Origin of the sequence: Micromonospora sp. MH99 (genome assembly GCF_021442385.1) — a bacterium.
Classification (GTDB): Bacteria; Actinomycetota; Actinomycetes; order Mycobacteriales; family Micromonosporaceae; genus Micromonospora.
The window spans coordinates 126,704-144,978 of the sequence record NZ_MUZA01000001.1 but is presented as its reverse complement, the minus strand read 5'-3'; the positions used below and the strand labels follow the sequence as shown (position 1 = coordinate 144,978).

General features: G+C 70.5%; 11 protein-coding genes. 7 read left to right on the top strand and 4 right to left on the bottom strand.

What is annotated here, in order from left to right:
• Positions 1-132 precede the first annotated feature (132 nt).
• The gene (locus B0E54_RS00710) at positions 133-1,128 is read right to left on the bottom strand and encodes a LacI family DNA-binding transcriptional regulator (protein ID WP_255786216.1); all 996 of its coding nucleotides are present in this window, start codon (positions 1,126-1,128) and stop codon (positions 133-135) included.
• 706 nt (positions 1,129-1,834) lie between these two features.
• Between B0E54_RS00710 and B0E54_RS00705 the strand changes: the two genes are divergently transcribed.
• Positions 1,835-3,358, top strand: coding sequence for an alpha-N-arabinofuranosidase (locus tag B0E54_RS00705; protein ID WP_234581053.1), 1,524 nt, complete (start codon positions 1,835-1,837; stop codon positions 3,356-3,358).
• Between the two features lie 255 nt (positions 3,359-3,613).
• Here the strand turns inward: B0E54_RS00705 and B0E54_RS00700 are convergent, their stop codons facing one another.
• The 3 genes from B0E54_RS00700 to B0E54_RS32315 are packed head-to-tail and all read right to left on the bottom strand — an operon-like array spanning position 3,614 to position 6,461.
• Positions 3,614-5,131 (bottom strand): aldehyde dehydrogenase family protein, encoded by a 1,518-nt coding sequence (locus B0E54_RS00700; RefSeq protein WP_234581048.1) that lies wholly within the window; start codon positions 5,129-5,131, stop codon positions 3,614-3,616.
• Entirely contained in the window at positions 5,128-6,336 is a 1,209-nt protein-coding gene (locus B0E54_RS00695; protein WP_234581046.1) for a fumarylacetoacetate hydrolase family protein, read from the bottom strand. The genes B0E54_RS00700 and B0E54_RS00695 overlap by 4 nt, the downstream gene beginning before the upstream one ends.
• The gene (locus tag B0E54_RS32315; RefSeq protein ID WP_255786187.1) at positions 6,333-6,461 is read right to left on the bottom strand and encodes a hypothetical protein; all 129 of its coding nucleotides are present in this window, start codon (positions 6,459-6,461) and stop codon (positions 6,333-6,335) included. Before B0E54_RS32315 ends, B0E54_RS00695 begins: the two co-directional genes overlap by 4 nt.
• A gap of 118 nt (positions 6,462-6,579) precedes the next feature.
• Between B0E54_RS32315 and B0E54_RS00690 the strand changes: the two genes are divergently transcribed.
• From B0E54_RS00690 to B0E54_RS00665, 6 genes are all read left to right on the top strand, one after another.
• Positions 6,580-7,413 (top strand): IclR family transcriptional regulator, encoded by an 834-nt coding sequence (locus tag B0E54_RS00690; RefSeq protein ID WP_234581044.1) that lies wholly within the window; start codon positions 6,580-6,582, stop codon positions 7,411-7,413.
• A gap of 57 nt (positions 7,414-7,470) precedes the next feature.
• Entirely contained in the window at positions 7,471-7,776 is a 306-nt protein-coding gene (locus B0E54_RS00685; protein ID WP_234581042.1) for a hypothetical protein, read from the top strand.
• A gap of 95 nt (positions 7,777-7,871) precedes the next feature.
• Complete coding sequence (locus B0E54_RS00680) at positions 7,872-8,663, top strand: maleylpyruvate isomerase family mycothiol-dependent enzyme (protein WP_234581041.1); 792 nt, start codon at positions 7,872-7,874, stop codon at positions 8,661-8,663.
• 148 nt (positions 8,664-8,811) lie between these two features.
• The gene (locus tag B0E54_RS00675; protein WP_234581040.1) at positions 8,812-11,703 is read left to right on the top strand and encodes an AAA family ATPase; all 2,892 of its coding nucleotides are present in this window, start codon (positions 8,812-8,814) and stop codon (positions 11,701-11,703) included.
• An 80-nt stretch (positions 11,704-11,783) separates the two neighbouring features.
• A complete protein-coding gene (locus B0E54_RS00670) occupies positions 11,784-11,948 on the top strand; it encodes a hypothetical protein (protein ID WP_234581039.1) in 165 nt (54 codons plus the stop codon).
• Between the two features lie 15 nt (positions 11,949-11,963).
• A complete protein-coding gene (locus tag B0E54_RS00665; protein WP_234581038.1) occupies positions 11,964-18,146 on the top strand; it encodes a S8 family serine peptidase in 6,183 nt (2,060 codons plus the stop codon).
• Positions 18,147-18,275: the final 129 nt, after the last annotated feature.

The following is an 18,275-nucleotide window of genomic DNA, read 5'->3' as shown; positions in this document are numbered from 1 at the left end:
ACTGACCGGCGCAACTCAACGGTGGATCTGGCCGTGTGTGCTTCGTGCACCTCCTTCAGGCTGTTCCCACGGGCACACCTGACCTGATCGCCCGGTCGGGAGCGATCAGGCTCGGGCACCCGTTGGCGGATGTCATTGTCGTGCCGCGCTCTTCGGTGCTGCGGTCGAGCTGCGGACCACGAGGCTGGTCGGTAGCACTAGCTGGTTCGGTTCGTCCCACTCGCCCGTCACCAGTGACTTGAGCATCCGCGCGGCCTCGTAGCCGAGCTGATACATCGACTGGTCCACTGTGGTCAGACCCGGCTCGGTCGACGCCGACTCCGGGATGTTGTCGAACCCGACGACGGACAGGTCCCCCGGGACGGAGAGCCCCAGCTCCCTGGCGACCTCCAGGACCTTGAGAGCCATCCCGTCGCTCGCCGCGAAGATCGCCGACGGCGGATCCGCTCGTCGCAGCAGCGCTCGCGCCAACGGAGTTGCGGACTCGGGGTTGAAATCCCCCCTGCCGATCAACGTCGGGTCGACCGGGACGCCGGCCTCGGCCAGCGCCGCCCGGTAGCCCTCCTCCCGCGACCACGCCGAGGCCAGACTGTCGCGACCCGCGATGAACCCGATGCGTCGGTGGCCCAGACCGAGCAGGTGCTCGACCGCGGTGGTCGCGCCCACGAGGTTGTCGGCGGTGACCGAGGGCGCCGTCGAGCCCCGTACCGGGTCGATGGCCACGACAGGTGTCCGGCTGCGCACCTCGCCCCAGGGCGTGACGACGATGCACCCGTCGGTGAGGGTGCCCGACAGACGGGTCAGGTGCCGCTGCTCCCAACCCTCCGAGTACGACCCGTAGAGGTCGCTGTTGGCGTAGATGATCAGGTCGAAGCCGGAGCGACTCAGGGCCTTCATGACCCCCTTGAGCACCTCCGCCGTGAACGACTGGAAGCTGTGCGCCACGAGGCCCAGAACGTTGGTGCGGCTGCGTCGGAGGCTCGACGCCACCAGGCTCGACTCGTAGCCGAGCTGCTCGATGGCGGTACGGACCCGAGCGATCGTGCGGGCGCTGACGCCGTAATGCCCGTTGACCACGCGCGAGACGGTGGCTGTGGAAACGCCTGCGACCCGGGCGACATCACTCATTGTTACCGGCGCATTGGCTTCAATCATGCGGCTCTCTCTGGACTGCAATCGTTATCGGTTACGTTTCCAGGATGTTGCCAACGTAACGGACACCGATTACGAACACAAGACCTCTTCGCCTCTCCGCGATGCGCGACCGGAAGGTCCTAACGGGATGCTCGCAGGGTGCACTTCCCACTGTGGTAACCGATGCAGAGAACGCGATCGGCTGCCATCACCAGCGGTCGAAGTGGGCCGCGATTTCCGCGCCCGCTCCACCCCGAACAACGAGACGGCACTCGCCGTCAGGAACCATTCTCGGACGTCGGTGAACGCTCGCCGGCATGCGGTCGACGGTCCCGGGCGGCAGCGCGCCGGGACGGGCCGTGCGGGCGCGACAGCAGCACCCGCGGGGGCGTGCTGCGGAGCCGCCCGGCGCGGACATTGACCACGGGCGCCGTGTTCCCTTGCGCAAACGTGATCGGTAACGTTTACATAGATCGAGAACGTAATCGACGATCATGGCGATGTCCAGAGCTCGCACCTACCCCCCCCGGGTCCCGCCGCCGCGATGCAGGTCTCGACGTCGGGGCCTCGCACGAAGGGAGCCCGCCCTGAACACCCACCTCGACCATCTGCCGCAGCGCTCGGCCGGCCGCACGACCCCACTCCCCCACCACGCCGCACCGCCGGTCCGGCACCCACGCGACAAGCAGGGAGGGCGGTCGTGAACAACGCGCGCCTGCTCCTGGACCCCCGTCGACGCGTCGCACCGGTGCCACGGCGGCTCTTCGGCTCGTTCGTCGAGCACCTGGGCCGCTGCGTCTACACCGGAATCTACGAGCCGGGCCACCCGAGCGCCGACGCGGACGGCTTCCGAGGCGACGTCCTCGCGCTCGTCCGCGAGCTGGGCATCACCACGGTCCGATACCCGGGCGGCAACTTCGTCTCCTCCTACCGCTGGGAGGACGGCATCGGCCCGGTCGACAAACGACCGGCACGGCTCGACCTCGCCTGGCACAGCCTGGAGACCAACGCGTTCGGGCTGGACGAGTTCATGCGCTGGGTCGGCAAGGCGGGCGTCGACCCGATCATGGCGGTCAACCTCGGCACCCGCGGCACCGCTGAAGCCGTCGACCTGCTGGAGTACGCCAACCACCGCGCGGGGAGCCACCTCGCCGACCAACGCCGCGACAACGGCGCCGTCGACCCGTACGGGATCAGGCTGTGGTGCCTGGGCAACGAGATGGACGGCCCGTGGCAGGTGGGCCAGCGCAGCGCCACCGAGTACGGGCGACTCGCGGCGCAGACCGCGAAGGCGATGCGCCGCTTCGACCCCGATCTCGAACTCGTCGCCTGCGGCTCCTCCTACCTCGGCATGCCGACCTTCGGCAGCTGGGAGCGTGACGTGCTGACCGAGGCGTACGACGACGTCGACCTGATCTCGCTGCACGCCTACTACCAGCCGGTCGACGACGACCTGCCCAGCTTCCTCGCCTCGGGCGAGGACATGGACAGGTACATCGACGCGGTCACCGCCATCGCCGACTCGGTAGGTGCGATCCGCCGGTCGACCAAGAAGATCATGATCGCGTTCGACGAGTGGAACGTCTGGTACCAGTCGGCCGCGCCGTCCACACCGCCCAGCGGCGAGGACTGGCCGGTCGCCCCGCCCCTGCTGGAGGACCACTACAGCGTGGCCGACGCCGTCGTCGTCGGTGGCCTGCTGATCAGCCTGCTGCGGCACAGCGACCGGGTGACCGCCGCCTGCCAGGCCCAGCTGGTCAACGTCATCGCACCGATCATGACCGAACCGGGCGGCTCGGCCTGGCGGCAGACCATCTTCCACCCCTTCGCCCGCACGGCCCGGCACGCCCAGGGCGCCGTCCTCGACGTGCTCCTGGACAGCAGCACGACGACCACCGACCGCTACGGCGCGGTCAACGCGGTCGACGGGGTCTCCACCTGGGACGACGGCACCGGTGAGATGACCGTGTTCCTCGTCAACCGGGTCGTCGACACCGCGGCCGAGGTGACAGTCGACGTGGCCGGCGCCCAGGTGGGCGCGATCATCGAGTGCGTCACCGTCGGCGGTGCGGACCTCGATGCCAAGAACAGCGCCGACGGTCCGGACCACGCCGAGCCGCGCGCCAACGAGTCGGCCCGGAGCAGCGACGCCAGCGTCCAGCTGACTCTCCCGCCCGCCTCCTGGACCATGCTGCGACTCCGCGCCACCGACGTGACCCCGTGAGCCACCCCGGCCGCGCACCCCTGGTGAAAGCCAGGGTTGCGCGGCCGGGACCTCCCCAGAACCAGGAATTGCATTGACGGTCAGGACGAGCCCGGAAATAGGATCCGAAAGCGCCGTCGAAAACAATTCGGGCACGCTTCGGCGACGCCTCGACGACTGGCGCGCGAATTCGGTGTCGGTTCGGTTTTCGCACGGAATTCGCGCGCCACCCACGGGTGGCCCACAAAAGCACCCGGGAAAGACCGGCAGACGCAGTTATTCGGCCGCTGGCGCCAACCTCCCGTCGACTCGCCGCGGAATGGCGGTGTACTCGTCGCGCAACTCCTCGGGAAGAACCCAGGCCGGGGCGTCCTGCCACGCCAACGGGCGCAGGAACCGTCGGATCGAGGTGGCGCCCACCGACGTGTGCACGGCGTTCGTCGACGGCCAGGGTCCACCGTGGTGCTGCGCCCACGACACCCGGACACCTGTGGGATAGCCGTCGAAGACGATGCGACCCGCGCGGGCGGCGAGCACGTCGACCAGCCGGCGTACGACATCGGCGTCGTCACCGGAGCCACGATGGACGGAGCCGGTCAGCGACGGGGGCACGGCGCCCAGCGCGGCGTCGAGTTCGGCGGCGTCGTGATACCGGACCACGACCATGAGCGGACCGAAGCACTCGTCGGCGATCTCGGCGGTCAGGCCGGGCAGATCGACCTCCAGGAGCCTCGGTGCGGCGGTGAAGCCCGCGCCGGCGTCGTCCTGGGCCCGTGCCGAGACCCGGGCACCGGCCCGCTCGAACTCCGTGGCCCGGCTCTCGTACGCGTCCCGGATGCGCTCGTTGAGCAGAACCGTGCCGCCCGAGTTGGCCACCTTCGACCGCAGGGCGTCGACCAACTGGTCACCGCCCCCGTCCGCCGGGATGAACGCCAGGCCGGGCTTGGTGCACAGTTGGCCGCCGGAGGCGGTGAAGGAGCCGAAGAGGCCCTCGGCGATCCGGTCACCCCGTTCGGCGGCCGCGGCGGGCAGGACGACGATCGGGTTGACGCTGCTCAGTTCGGCGTACAGGGGAATGGGGTCGGGTCGTTCGTCGATGGCCGCCTGGATGGCGCGGGCCGCGTTGACCGAGCCGGTCAGGGCGGCCGCGCGGATCGCGGGGTGACGCACCAGCGAGCGGCCCGCTGGCTCCCCGTACACGGTCGCGATGACACCGTCGGGCCCGCCCAGGTCGCGGACCGCCGAGGCGATCGCGGCGGCGGAGGCGTGCGACGTCAACGGGTGCGACGGGTGGGCCTTCAGGACCGCGGGACAGCCGGCGGCCAGCGCGGCGGCCGTGTCACCGCCGGCGACCGAGAAGGCGAACGGGAAGTTGCTGGCGCCGAAGACGGCGACCGGCCCGAGGGGTACGAGCATCCGCCGCACGTCCGGGCCGGGTCCGAGCGGTGTGTCGGCGGCGTGGTCGATGGCCGCCTCGACGTACGCCCCGTCGCGCAGCACCTCGCCGAACATCCGGAACTGGACGGCGGCCCGGGTGAGTTCCCCGTCGAGGCGCGCGTGGCTCAGCCCGGTCTCCGCCTCGGCGGCAGCGACCAGATCCACCCGGTGGGCCTCCAGCGACGCGGCGATCGCGTCCAGCAGCTCGGCCCGGCCGAGCCTGCCGAGGTCGGCCAACCACCGCGTCGCCAGGGACGCCTGACCGGCGATCACCTCCAGCCGAGACTCGTCGGTCTCGGTGAGATCCGTCGCGCGACGCCTACCGTCGCGCGGATCGACAGTGCTGACCACGTTCACAGCAGTCCTCTCCTTACCAGATTGCCCATGAGGTCGCGGACGCCGAAGTGCCAGGGTTCGCACTCCTCGGCGTGCCGTACCCGGTTGACCAGGGTCCCGAGTGCCGGGCAGCTGATCCGTACCACGTCGTCGACCTTGTGGGTGAAGCCCTCGCCGGGGCGGTCCCGGTCCTGGATGGGCGCGAACATGGTGCCGAGCATCAGGGCGGCCCCGTCGGGATAGTGGTGGTGCGGGCCGATCAACTGCCGCACCAGCTCCTCCGGGTCGCGCGACATCCGGGTCATCTCCGAGACCGCCTCCAGCAGGAAGCCGTCCTGACCGTGGACCTCCAGGCGCACCTCGAGTTCGCGTACCCGATCCATTCCGAACCGGTCGTCGAAGAGCCGGATCAGCGGACCGAGCGCGCAGGAGGCGTTGTTGTCCTTGGCCAGGGGAAGCAGGAGCGCCGAGCGGCCCTCGATGTCGCGCAGGTTCACGTCGTTGCCGAGGGTGGCGCCGACGATCCGGCCGCTGGACTGGACGACGAGCGTGATCTCGGGTTCCGGGTTGTTCCAGGTCGACGCGGCGAGCACGCCGACCGGGACGCCGGTGCCGACGGCGCTGAGGATCTGCCCCTTGGTGAAGATCTCGGCGTCCGGGCCGATCCCCACCTCCAGGTACTGGCTCCACATGCCCTCGGCGACCAGCAGGCTCTTGAGCCGGTCCGCCTCGGCCGAGCCCGCCTCCAGGTTGTGCAGGTCGACACCGATGTCGGCGAACATCCGTTGCCGGATGTCGGCCGCGAGCGCCAGGTCACCCCGCGCCCGTTCCTCGATGACGCGTTCGATCATCGAGATGGGGAAGGTCACGCCGGCTGCCTTGAGCGCCTGGAGGTCCACCGGGGCGAGCAGCCAGGGCCGAGCCCGGTCCCGGGTCGCGGCCCCCGTGTTGGCCAGGATCTCCCCGAAGTCGCCCACCCGCGCCCCGTCGAGCCCGGCCACGGTCGCGGCGGGATCGGGCAGCTCGCAGATGTCCCGTACGGTCGGGAACCGGTGGCTGAGGTCGATGACCTCGCCGTCGCGCACGGCCACGGGCGTGGGGCCGTCGACGGACGGATCCCAGATCCGGCCGATCAGAACAGCGTCCGCATCGTCCGGCAACGCCTCGGCGGCGGTCCCGGCCCAGTCCGCGCCGGCAGCCCGCTCTCGGGGCCGCGGGACCGTCATGAGCCGCCCTCCAGGTGCAAGAGGGACCGTTGCAGGGTCGCTGCGGCGCCGACCGGACCGCTCGGGTTGTGCGGCACGAAGCCCAGCTCCGCGATCCCGCAGGCATGCGTGCGCTGCTTACCCATCGCTGCTCCAGTGGTACGAGGTGGCATCGAGCGAGTTAAATTGCAACGATCGTAGCGACATGTGCAACGGTGTCAAGCGCAGGTTGCGTATCGCACTAACGATATTGCATATTACGCAATGGCTGCGGCGGTGTCGTACCGTCGCGCGAGGGGAGACAGAGCCTTGGCGCAATCGATTCGCCGCGCGATCGACCTCATCCGTCGATCGGCCGAGCACCCGCTGTCTCTCACCGAGGCTGCGGACGTGCTCGGCGTCCACAAGTCCACGGCCCTGCGGATCCTGCAGACACTGGAATCGGCGCGCTTCGTCCGCCGGACCGGAGCGGGCACCTACGTGCTCGGCAGTGGACTCATCGAACTGTCCGAGCTCGCTCTGGGCTCAATGGACCTGCGCCAGCCCGCCGCCGCGCACCTCCGGGCGCTGCAACGCGAAACCGGCCACACCGTCCACCTGGCACAGTTGACCGGCGATGAGATCATCTACATCGACAAGGTGGACAGTCCCGCGTTCGACGCCGTCAAGCTGCCCTCACGGATCGGGCGCGCGGTGTCCATCTACGCGAGCGCGGTGGGCAAGACGATCCTGGCCTACCTCCCTCGGGAGGAACGCGACCGTCTCCTCTCCCACGTCGTCTTCGAGAGATTCACCGCGACCACCTTCACCGACCACGACGCCCTCGAAGCCGAACTCGCCCGCATCCACGAACGCGGCTGGGCCGTGGACAACGGCGAGCACGACGCCTACGTGATGTGCGTGGCCGCACCCATCAGGGATTCGCGAGGTCAGGTCATCGCCGCCGCCTCGATCACGGCCATCGAGGTCATCGCGAGCCTCGAGAAGCTCAAGAGCAACCTCCCGCTGCTGTTGGAGACCGCCAGTCAGATCTCGTACGAGCTCGGCTACCCGCGACCCTCCGCGAACCCGGACGGTGACGGCCGGTCCACGACCTGACCGGGCGGTCACCACACCGAGCCTTCCCGGGTGGCGCACCGCTGATTAGATGTGCTGATGGATCCCTGGGAAGGAACACTGCTCGTCATCGCCACGATCGGGGCCGTCGCGGCTGCGATCGGAGGCTGGTCCCAGGACAGACGCAGCTCGACCGCCCGGCTCGCGGCGATGGAGCGCAAGCTCGACCTGGTGATGGATCACCTGGGCATCGCCGCGCCAGTGGACCCGGACGTGCTCCGGCACCTGGAGAACGGCCGCACGATCGAGGCGGTTCGCGCCTACCGCAGGCAGACCGGCACGAGCCTGGTCGAGGCGAAGCAGGCGGTGGACCGTATCGCCGCCCACCTCCCCGTCGAGCGGTGACGCGCTGTCGCTCGGACCCGTCGCAGGCGGGGCGTCCACGATGGCTGCCGCCGAAATCGCTGTCCGTTCACGGAGCGCGGTGGTAGACAACCGGCGTGGACAAGAACTTCGAGTTCCCTGACCTGCTACGACTGATCGACGAACGGTCGGCCGCCTTCCGCGCCGCGGTCGCCGCCGCACCCAGCCTCGACGCGCAGGTGCCCTCCTGCCCCGGGTGGACGCTGTTCGACCTGGTCAAGCACCTGGGTGGGGGAGATCGCTTCTGGGCCGCCATCGTCGGCGCGGGGCCTGCCGACGGTCCCCCGGCCGAGGCCGCCGCCGCGCGCGCCGCTCTGGACGTGCCGCGCGAGCGTACGGCCCTGCTGGCCTGGCTGGCCGCGTCGACGCAGCTTCTGCTCAGCACACTGCGCGAGGCGGGACCGGAGAGGGGTTGCTGGACGTGGTGGCCTGGGTCGCAGTCACCGCAGACCGCCGGCGGTGTCGCCCGGCACCGGGTCCAGGAGACCGCGATGCACACGTACGACGTCCAGCTCACCGAGGGCGCACCGCAGCCGCTGCCGGTCGAGGTGGCACTCGACGGTGTGGAGGAGTTCCTGTTCACCGTCTGCGCAACGCCGAGCGCCTGGCCGCACAAGCCCACGGCCTTCGACTTCCACGCCGCCGAGGGCCGCTCCTGGCGCCTCACGGTCGACGGCGACGGCGCACGCGTCACCCGGATCCCCGCGGCGACCGGCGACGACCCGGACGACGCCGCCGGCGCCTCCATCCGCGGTACGGCCAGTGAGCTGGTCATCTACCTGTACGACCGGATCCCGGCCGACTCCCTGCACGTCGACGGGGACGCGGGGCTGCTCGACCTGCTCCGTGCCTGGGAGCCGGAGGAGTAGGGCGTAGCGGGGGCGGTCGGCCGCGCCTCGATGCGGCCCCCGCAACGACGCACTTGTGTCCGAGCAGCGAAAAGAGAGATCATCACGCATGCTCGACCCCTCCCCCGAGGATGCCAGGACTTCACCAACCGTTTCCACGCCGCACTTCGTGGGTCGTGATCGGGAGATGGCGGCGCTCCGGGGCGCCCTGGCCCGGCCACCGGCGATCGTGCTGGTGGAGGGCGAGGCGGGGATCGGGAAGAGTCGACTCCTGCGGGAGTGGCTGGCCGCGCCGGACCAGCGCACCGCCCTGGTGTCGGTGTGCCCGCCGCTTCGCGAGTCGCTGACGTTGGGGCCGATCGTCGACGCGTTCCGGGGGATCGACCACCCGGTGTCCGGATTGCGGCTCACCGAACTCGCGGGCGCGTTGCGGCCCCTGTTCCCGGAATGGTCCGCGGACCTGCCCCCCGCACCGCAGCCCCTGGACGACGCGAAGGCGGCACGCCACCGCCTGTTCCGCGCCCTGGACGAGCTGCTGCGGGCCCTGCGTGTCGACGTCCTCGTGCTCGAGGACGCGCACTGGGCCGACGAGGTGACCCTGGAGTTCCTGCTGTTCGTCACCTCCCGACAGCAAGCACACGGGCCGAGCCTCGTGATCTCCTATCGACCGGAGGAGGTGGACGACGGATCGCTGCTGCTGCGGCTCACGTCCCGGTTGCCGGCCGGCGTGACCCAGTTGAGGATCGCCCTGGCGCCCATGCGACCCGACGACACGGCGGCGCTGGTGTCCTCGATGCTGGACGGCAACCCGATCTCGCACGAGTTCACGACCTTCATGCACGAGCGGACCGGTGGCGTACCCCTGGCCCTGGAGGAATCGGTCCGCCTCATGTGCGACCGTGCCGACCTCGTCTTCCGCGACGGACAGTGGGTCCGGCTCAAGCTGCGCGAGCTCCAGGTGCCGCCGACGGTGCGGGACTCCACCCGGGAACGGGTGGGCCGTCTGTCACCGACGGCGCAGCAGGTGCTGCGGGCGGCGGCCACGTTGGCCCAGCGGTCGTCGGTGGCCACGATCGCGATGACCGCCGGGCTGTCGCCAGCTGCGTGCCGAGGCGCTGTCGCGGAGGCCGCCGCCGCAGGTGTCCTGGACGGGGACGACCGCGGGTGGCGGTTCCGGCACGTGCTGGCCGCCACCGCTGTCTACGAGGCGATCCCGTTGACCGACCGCAGGCACGTCCACCTGCAGGCCGGCCGGGCGTTGGAACACATCCAACCGCCGCCGGTGGCACGCCTCGCCCACCACTTCCGCGAGGCGGGCGACACGCGGTCCTGGGCGCGGTACGCCGAGCAGAGCGCCGAGCTGGCGATGGCCTCGGGTGACCACACCAGGGCGGTCGACCTGCTTGTCGATCTGTTGACGTGGGCAGTGCTGGCGCCGGTGGATCGGGCGCGGGTCGCGCGCATCGCCGGAGTTGCCGCGCTGGGCCGTCGGGAAGCGGTCGACGAGGTCTACCACCGCGTGATCCGTACTCTCCGCTCGGTGCTGGAGACCCCCGGTCTCTCGGCCCGCCAGCAGGCCGAGATCCGCAATCCCCTGGGTCGGCTCCTGATCACCGGAGGTGAGGCGCAGGCCGCGCTGAGCGAGCTGGAGCAGGCGGTGGCCAACCTCGACCATGACCCGGTCGAGGCGGCTCGGGCGATGACCTACCTCGGCTGGGCCTATGCGGGACCGTGGCCGGCGTCGACCCACAGGCGTTGGCTCGATCGCGCCGCTGAGCTCACCGCCGGATTCGACTCTCCCGCGGAGCGGCTGAACCTGGCCGGCAACCGAGCCGCGGCGTTGCTCATGCTCGGCGAGGAGGAGGCCTGGGACGTCGTCGCCGACCTGCCCGTCGACGGGGCGACCCCGGCGGAGCGTCTCGACGTGGCCCGCATCCACGCGAATGTCGGCACCGGCGCGCTGATCTGGGGTCGGTACGCCGACGCCGAGGAACACCTCGCCGTGGCCATGCGCCTTGCCGACGCCGAGCAGGCGTCCCGGTTGCACCACAACGTCGAACTCGAACAGGCCAACCTGGCGTGGCTCACCGGTCGGTGGGAGGACCTCGCCCAGCGAAGCGCGGCACTCGCCGATGCCGACCGGGACCGGCCGGCGCACTACCTCGGCAGCATCCGCCTCGCTGCCCGGCTGGCAGCCGCGGCCGGCCGGCGCCGTGCCGCCGAGGAGCAGTTCCGGCTGGTCCTTGAGGAGTCCGCCCGTCTCGGCGCGGCCGACGACACGATGGAGGCCGCCGCCGCGCTGGCCAGGCTGTGGCTGACGGACGGAAACAGCGGCCGGGCGCTGCAGATCACGAACGAGCCGATGGAGACCGTCCGGAGAAAGGGCATCTGGGTCTGGGCGACGGACCTCGTCCCCGCCCGGGTCGAGGCGCACCTCGCCGCGGGTGACCTGGTGGCCGCGACACGCCTCGGCGACCAGTTCGCCAGGGGGCTGCGGGGCCGTACGGCGCCCGCGCCGCGCGCCGCGCTCACCGTATGTCGTGCGCTGCTGCTCGCCGCGGCCGGAGACCACGCCCGCGCGGCGTCGGCATTCGATCGGGCGGCACGCGCCTGGAGTGCGTTGCCGCGCCCCTACGACGCCATGCTCGCCCGCGAGCGGCAGGCCGAGGCGCTCATCGCGCAGGGCCAGATCGAGCGGGGCCGGGAGCTGCTGGCGGCACAGTACGAGCAGTTGTTCAGGCTCGGCGCCCGTGGCGACGCGGACCGTGTCGCGCAGCGGCTCCGCGAACACGGCGCCGAGGTCCCGCGACTGTGGCGCGGCGGCCGACGCGGGTACGGCGACCAGCTCTCACCTCGCGAGCTCGACGTGGTCCAACTGGTTGTCGCCGGCAAGACGAACCGGGAGATCAGCCGGATCCTGGCCAAGTCACCGGCCACAGTGGATCAGCAACTGCGGGCGGCGATGCGCAAGTTGAAGGTGAGCTCGCGGACCGCCCTCGCGGTCAAGGCGGTGGAGGCCGGCGTGTTCGCGGAAGAGGACTCCCTCGACGACGCGTCGTGAAAATTGACGTATCCGCTGGATAGCGACGGCCTCTCGGCCCACCGAGCATGACTCCATGATTCATAGCCCTTGGGCAATGCGTGCCTGAGCGACCTGTCGCGCGCGACGACGCCGCCACCGAGCAGCCCTCACCTCTCGAGCTGTCGCGCGAGCCGCACGACGGCGCCCGCGACGCCTACGACGCCCACGACGCCCTCGACGACGCCGGCGACCACGAGAGCCACGACCCCTACCAACCCCTGTAGGCGGAAGGACCCCCCATGAGATTGAAAGCCCTCGCGGCAACGCTTGCCGCGGTGGTCGGCCTGAGCCTGATCCAGGCACCGCCGGCGTCCGCCGCGGAGCCCGACCCGGGCGCCGCCGCCAACAAGATCGCCCCGAGCCTGAAGGACCGCTTCCGTACGTCTCCGGCGTCCGACTTCTGGATCACGTTCGAGACCCGGGCCGACCTCGGGCCGGCGAAGAAGATCGCCGACTGGGCCGCTCGTGGTCAGTTCGTCTACGACGCGCTGACCACGGCGGCGAAGGATTCCCTGGCCTCGGTCTCCACCGAACTCGACCGGGCGGGCGTCAAGTACACCTCCTACCCGATCGCCAACGCCGTGCTCGTCAAGGGGGGCACCGAGAAGCTCGCCCTCGACGTGGCCGCGCGGGTGCAGGTCGCCGAGATCCACGCGACGCCGCAGGTCGCGCTGGTCAAGCCCGTGGACGAGAAGGTCCCCACCGACCAGGCTGCCCGTCCCGCCGCGAAGGCGGGCGAGGCCGGCACCGTGTCGTGGGGGCTGGACGCCATCCACGCACCCGAGGCGTGGGCCATGGGCGCCACCGGTGCGGGCATCACCGTGTCGAACCTCGACTCGGGCGTCCAGTTCGACCACCCCGCCCTGGCGCACCAGTACCGCGGCGCGAAGCCCGACGGCACCGTCGACCACAACTACAACTGGATGGCCACCCGGGGCTCGTGCACTGCAGCGCCGTGTGACGACAACGGACACGGCACGCACACCATGGGCACCATGGTCGGCGACGACGGCACCAACCACGTCGGTGTCGCCCCGGACGCGCAGTGGATCGCGACGAACGGCTGCTGCGACAACAGTGGCGTCGAGTCGCTGCTGCGGTCCGGCTGGTGGCTGCTCGCCCCGACCGACGTCCAGGGGAACAACCCCGACCCGTCCAAGCGCCCCCACGTCGTCAACAACTCGTGGGGTCAGACGGTCGAGCACAGCTTCGACGACTTCTTCCGGGCGATCGACGAGGCGTGGAGCGCCGCGGGCATGTTCAGCGTCTGGTCGTCGGGCAACACCACGCCGTACGCGGCCTGCGACACCGTCTCCTCGCCCGGCTCCGCCGAGAGTGCCTACTCGGTCGGCGCGTACGCCCAGGACGGGACGCTCGCGCTGTTCTCCCGCAAGGGCGAGGGTGAAGGTGGGCGGATCAAGCCGGAGATCTCCGCTCCGGGCGACGCGGTCCGTTCGTCCTACCCGAACAACAGCTACGTCGAGATGTCCGGCACCTCGATGGCGGCCCCCCACGTCGCCGGCGCGGTCGCGGCGCTGTGGAGCTACGACCCGACCCTCATCGGGCAGGTCGAGGAGACCCGCCGCCTGCTCGGCGAGTCGGCTGTCGACGTCGACGACACCGAGTGCGGCGGCACCGCCGAGATCAACAACAAGTACGGCGAAGGCCGCCTCGACCTCGTCCGCCTGCTCGAACTCGCGCCCCGCAAGGGCGGCACCCTCACCGGTGTCGTCACCGCCAACGGCGCCCCGGTTCCCGCTGCCGACGTGACGATCAGCGGGCCGTTCAGCCGGTCGATCGGAACCGACAAGGACGGCCGGTTCACGACGAACCTCCCGGTCGGCGACTATCGGCTCAGCACCAAGGTCTTCGGCTACCTGACGGCGACCGCCCAGGTCGCGATCTCCCTCGGCCAGGACACGTCGGTCACGCTGCCGCTCACGGCCGCCGCGAGGCACGACATCAGCGGGAAGGTCGTCGACGACAAGAAGCGACCCGTGCCGAACGCGGACGTCTCCGTCACGGACACGCCGCTGAAGCCGGTACGCACCGACGCCAACGGCGCGTTCACGATCAGCGCCGTGCCCGAGGGCACGTACTCGCTGAACGTCAAGCCCAACGCCTGTTTCTCGCCCACCACCGTCCCGCTGACCGTCGGGGCGCAGAACGAGTCGCGCGAGATCCCCGTGGGGCTGGTCGTCGACAAGGGCGGCTACAGCTGCGCCGTCTCCGACGGCGAATACCTGCGCGGCACCGACCCGGTGGCATTCACCAGCGGCGTGTGGGCGACGGTGCAGCTGCCGTTCCCGATCGCGCTCTACAACGGCAGCCACGACAGCCTCGGGATCAGCCTGCGCGGCGTGATCTCCCCGGACACCAGCACCGGACCCGGCAGTGGCGGTGCCGGCGTCTTCCCGCTGTACGTCCAGACTCCCGTCGAGTTCGCCCCCGGCGGAGGAGTCTTCACGGCGGCCACCAAGGTCAACGGCGAGGACGCGTTCGTCGTCGAATTCCGCAAGGCCAGGCTCTGGGCCTATCCGGACCGGTCGGAGTACACGGAGCCGGTCAGCTACTCGGCCACGCTCACCCGCTCCGGCACCGTCATCTTCGGTTACGGCGACGGCATCGGGACCGCCGACCCGGTGACCGCCGGCGCCCACGCCACCACGGGCATCCAGGGCTGGGCCGGCGTCGACGGCATCCGGTTCTCCGACAGCTCCCCCGTGCTGCGCGACGGAATGGTCGTCACCTACGACCTGCCTGACTTCGGGTACCTCGACGCGACAGTCGTGGACAAGAACGACGGGCTCCCGGTGGCCGGAGCCAAGGTCTCCTTCAGCACCAAGAAGGGGCTCGTCGAGGCCGTCACGACCAACGGGACGGGCATCGTGCACCGCCAACTCCCGGTCGACGACTACACCATGACCGTCGAGGCGCCGAACTACACGACCGGGACGTACCCCTTCTCGCTGGACAAGCTCTACGCGAAGGCGTCGATCGACGCACGTCTGACCACTGGTGTCGCCGGCCTCAAGGCCGACGGCCTCGAGGCGCTGTTGGGTACCGACCAGAACGGCGCCGGCTCGCTGACGCTTACCAACAACGGCTCGGCCCCACTCACGTACGACCTGGGCGAGGCCGCACGCCACCCCGACCTCGACGCCGTCGGCGCCACCGCGCGCGCCGGAAAGGGCGCGGCCAGCACGATCGACCTCGCCGCCTGGAAGGCCGGCGCGAGCGGCATGAAGCCGTCGAACGTCGACGGCAAGGCCGCGACGGCGAGCGCCGCGGAGGCACAGGCCGCTGCCAAGGTCGGCGCGACCTCCGGCGGAGACGTCATCACCCGGATCGCCATCCCGGGCACCATCGCGGAGAAGGAGCCCTCGGGGATCGGGTACGACGGCGACGTCTGGGTCCACGACTACATCGCACGGACCAACACCGCCTACACGGTGACGGGCAAGCGGACCGGCAAGGTCTTCGACGCGTCGTGGAACCCCGCGTACCGGGCGTTCGACATGGCGCTCGACTCCGAGACCGGTGACATGTGCCAGATGGAGGACAGCCCGGCCAGCTACATCCACTGCTTCAACACCGGGACCGGAAAGGAGACGCGCCAGATCAAGGGTGACTGGTCGACGCTGCAGCTGACCGGCCTCGCCTACAACCCGACCCGGGACGTGTTCTACGTCGGCGGCCGGGCGAACGGCATGATCGGCACCGTCGCCGGCACGTCGCACGACAACCCGGGCGCGCTGCTGTCCTTCTGCGCCCCGCCGCTGCCCGAGGTGATGGGCCTGGCGTACAACCAGGCGTCCGACACCATCTGGTACACCGACCTCACGTCGAACCGGCCCACCCGCCTGCTCCAGGTCGACCCCGACGACTGCTCGCTGGTCAACGCGTGGTGGTTCCCGGGCCAGAAGGCGGGCCAGGGCGGCGGCCTGGAGACCGACTCGACAGGTGCGCTGTGGGCGGCGGACCAGGTCGCCGACGACGTGGTGCTTGTCGACGTCGAGGATGACCTGATCACCGACCTGCCGTGGCTGTCGCTCTCCTCGACCGGCGGCACCCTCGCCCCCGGCCAGTCGACGACCGTCAAGGTCTCGATCTCGTCGAAGGGCGCGAAGCCCGGCGTCCTCGGCGCGAACATCGTGGTGCGGTCCGACTCCGGACGCCAGTCCAAAACGTATGTTCCGGTGACGCTCACGACCACGAAGTACCAGGTCGGCGTCAACGCCGGCGGCTCCAAGCTCACCGACGGCTCCGGCTTCACCTGGTCCGCCGACCAGACCGCCGGCAGGACGTCGTGGGGCTACGAGGGGAAGACGAAGGCCGCCTCCACGAAGGCCCCGATCTCCGGTACGACTGACGACGCCCTGTTCCAGTCGCAGCGCACCACCTCGGACAAGCAGCTGTTCTACCGCTTCCCGGACGCGCCCAAGGGCACCTACGCGATCGACTTCGGCTTCGCCGAGATCGAGAACGTGGCCCGGGGCAAGCGGGTGTTCGACGTCGTCGTGGACGGAGCGCTCACGGAGTACGCGTACGACCCGGCAGCGGCCGTGGGGTCGAACACCGCCGACTGGCGCTCGGCAGTCGTGCAGCACGAGGGCGGTCCGCTGACCGTGGAGCTGCGGGGCTCGAAGGGCCTGAAGGCCCCGACCATCGCCGCGCTGCGGGTGACGCTCGATCCGCGCGCCGACGCGGTGGAGCCGGATCCCCAGCCCGAGCAGCCGGAGCCGGGCCCGGTGCCGGTGGCCCCCGCCGGTCGCTCGTACGCGATGAAGGTGACCGACGGGCTCTACCGCCAGGGCACCCAGGAGTCCGGGTGGCACGGCGACGACGTGTGCGGCGTGCTGTGGTTCGACTCCAGCTTCCTGTTCCCGTTCTACGACACGGCCTGGGACGGCGTGTGCGTGACGACGAACGGCACGCTGGCCTTCGACCGCGCCAGCACGCTGGGGAACAACACGGCGCTGCCGTCGTCCGGTCCGATCGACGCGATCCATCCGCTCTGGGACGACCTCGTCGTCGACGACGAGGCAGGCATCTACTTCGGCCGGACCGAGGTGGACGGCCTGGCGGCGGAGGTCATCGAATGGCGCAACGTCGCCTTCTACGACGACCAGACGGCCCGCGTGAGCTTCTCGGTCACCCTGATCGCGGACGGACGGATCCAGATCGGGTACGGCGACGGCGTCGGCGGCGACAACCCCCTCACCCGGGGGTCGTCGGCGACCGTCGGCGTGGAGAGCCTGACGCGCAACCCCGCGGGTCAGTACTCCTTCAACCAGCCCGTCCTGAAGGCCGGCCTGGGGCTGGAGTACACGCTCCCGGCGGCGGGCACGATCGAGGGCACGGTCACCGACCGGAACGACGGCAAGCCGATCGAGGGCGCCATCGTCACGCTCAAGGGGCCGAACGGTGAGCGGGTCATCACCGCCGACGCCAAGGGTCGGTGGAAGGCCCAGGCGCTGGTCGGCGAGAACACCGTGGAGGTGTCGGCCCCGAACTACGTCACCGCCAGCCACCGGGTGACCATCGCCAAGAAGGATCAGGCCGAGGTGGTCGACACGGCGTTGACCACGGGCATCGCCACCGTCAGCGCGGGCAAGCTCGACTGGCTCCTCGACCGGAACCAGAAGGCGACGGCCGACGTGACCGTGACCAACACCGGCTCCGCCCCGCTCGAGGTGCGGATCAGCGAGCAGAAGCGCACCGGCGACGGCGGCCACGAGGCGGCCGACCTTCCGTGGCTGACCCTCACGGGCGCGGCCGCGACCGGCACGGTCACGCTCGCGGTCGGCGAGTCCACCACGGTCACCGCGACGGCCGACAACGCAGGCGTCCAGCCGGGCGTGCTCGTCGGGGACGTGCTCGTGGCGTCCAACGCCGGCAAGGGCGAGGCCCAGCTCACGCCGGTACGCCTGGCGACCTCCGCCTACGACAAGGGCGTCGACGTCGGCGGAACCGGGTTCGTCGGCACCGACGGCTTCGTCTGGTCCCCCGACCAGGAGCTCGGCTCGCGACAGTGGGGCTACGTCGGCGGCAGGACGCGGGCCACCAAGGCCGACATCGCCGGCACCGAGGACGACGCGCTGTTCCGCACCCAGCGGACCGGCGAGGCGTTCAGCTACGTCTTCAAGAACGCTCCCGCCGGCACGTACCGGATCGCTCTCGACTTCGCGGAGATCGAAAAGGTCAAGGCCGGCAAGCGCGCCTTCGATGTCCTCATCGACGGCAAGGTCGTGCTCTACGACCACGACGTTCAGGCGAAGGTGGGTGCGCTGACCGCGGACATCAACATGGTCACCGTCACGCACACCGGTGGCGATCTGAGGATCCAGCTCACCCGCGAGAAGGGCGAGAGCGATCCGATCCTCAATGCGCTGAAGGTGCAGGAGGACCCGCGCCTCTGAGCTGACCGACCAGGTCGGCAGAGTGGTCAGGGCCTCCTCGGAGAACGATCGCCGGGGAGGCTCTGACCATCACCACCCACGGTTGCCGGACGTGGTGGAGTGCGTCGACGGCACCGCGGGCCTGCGGTG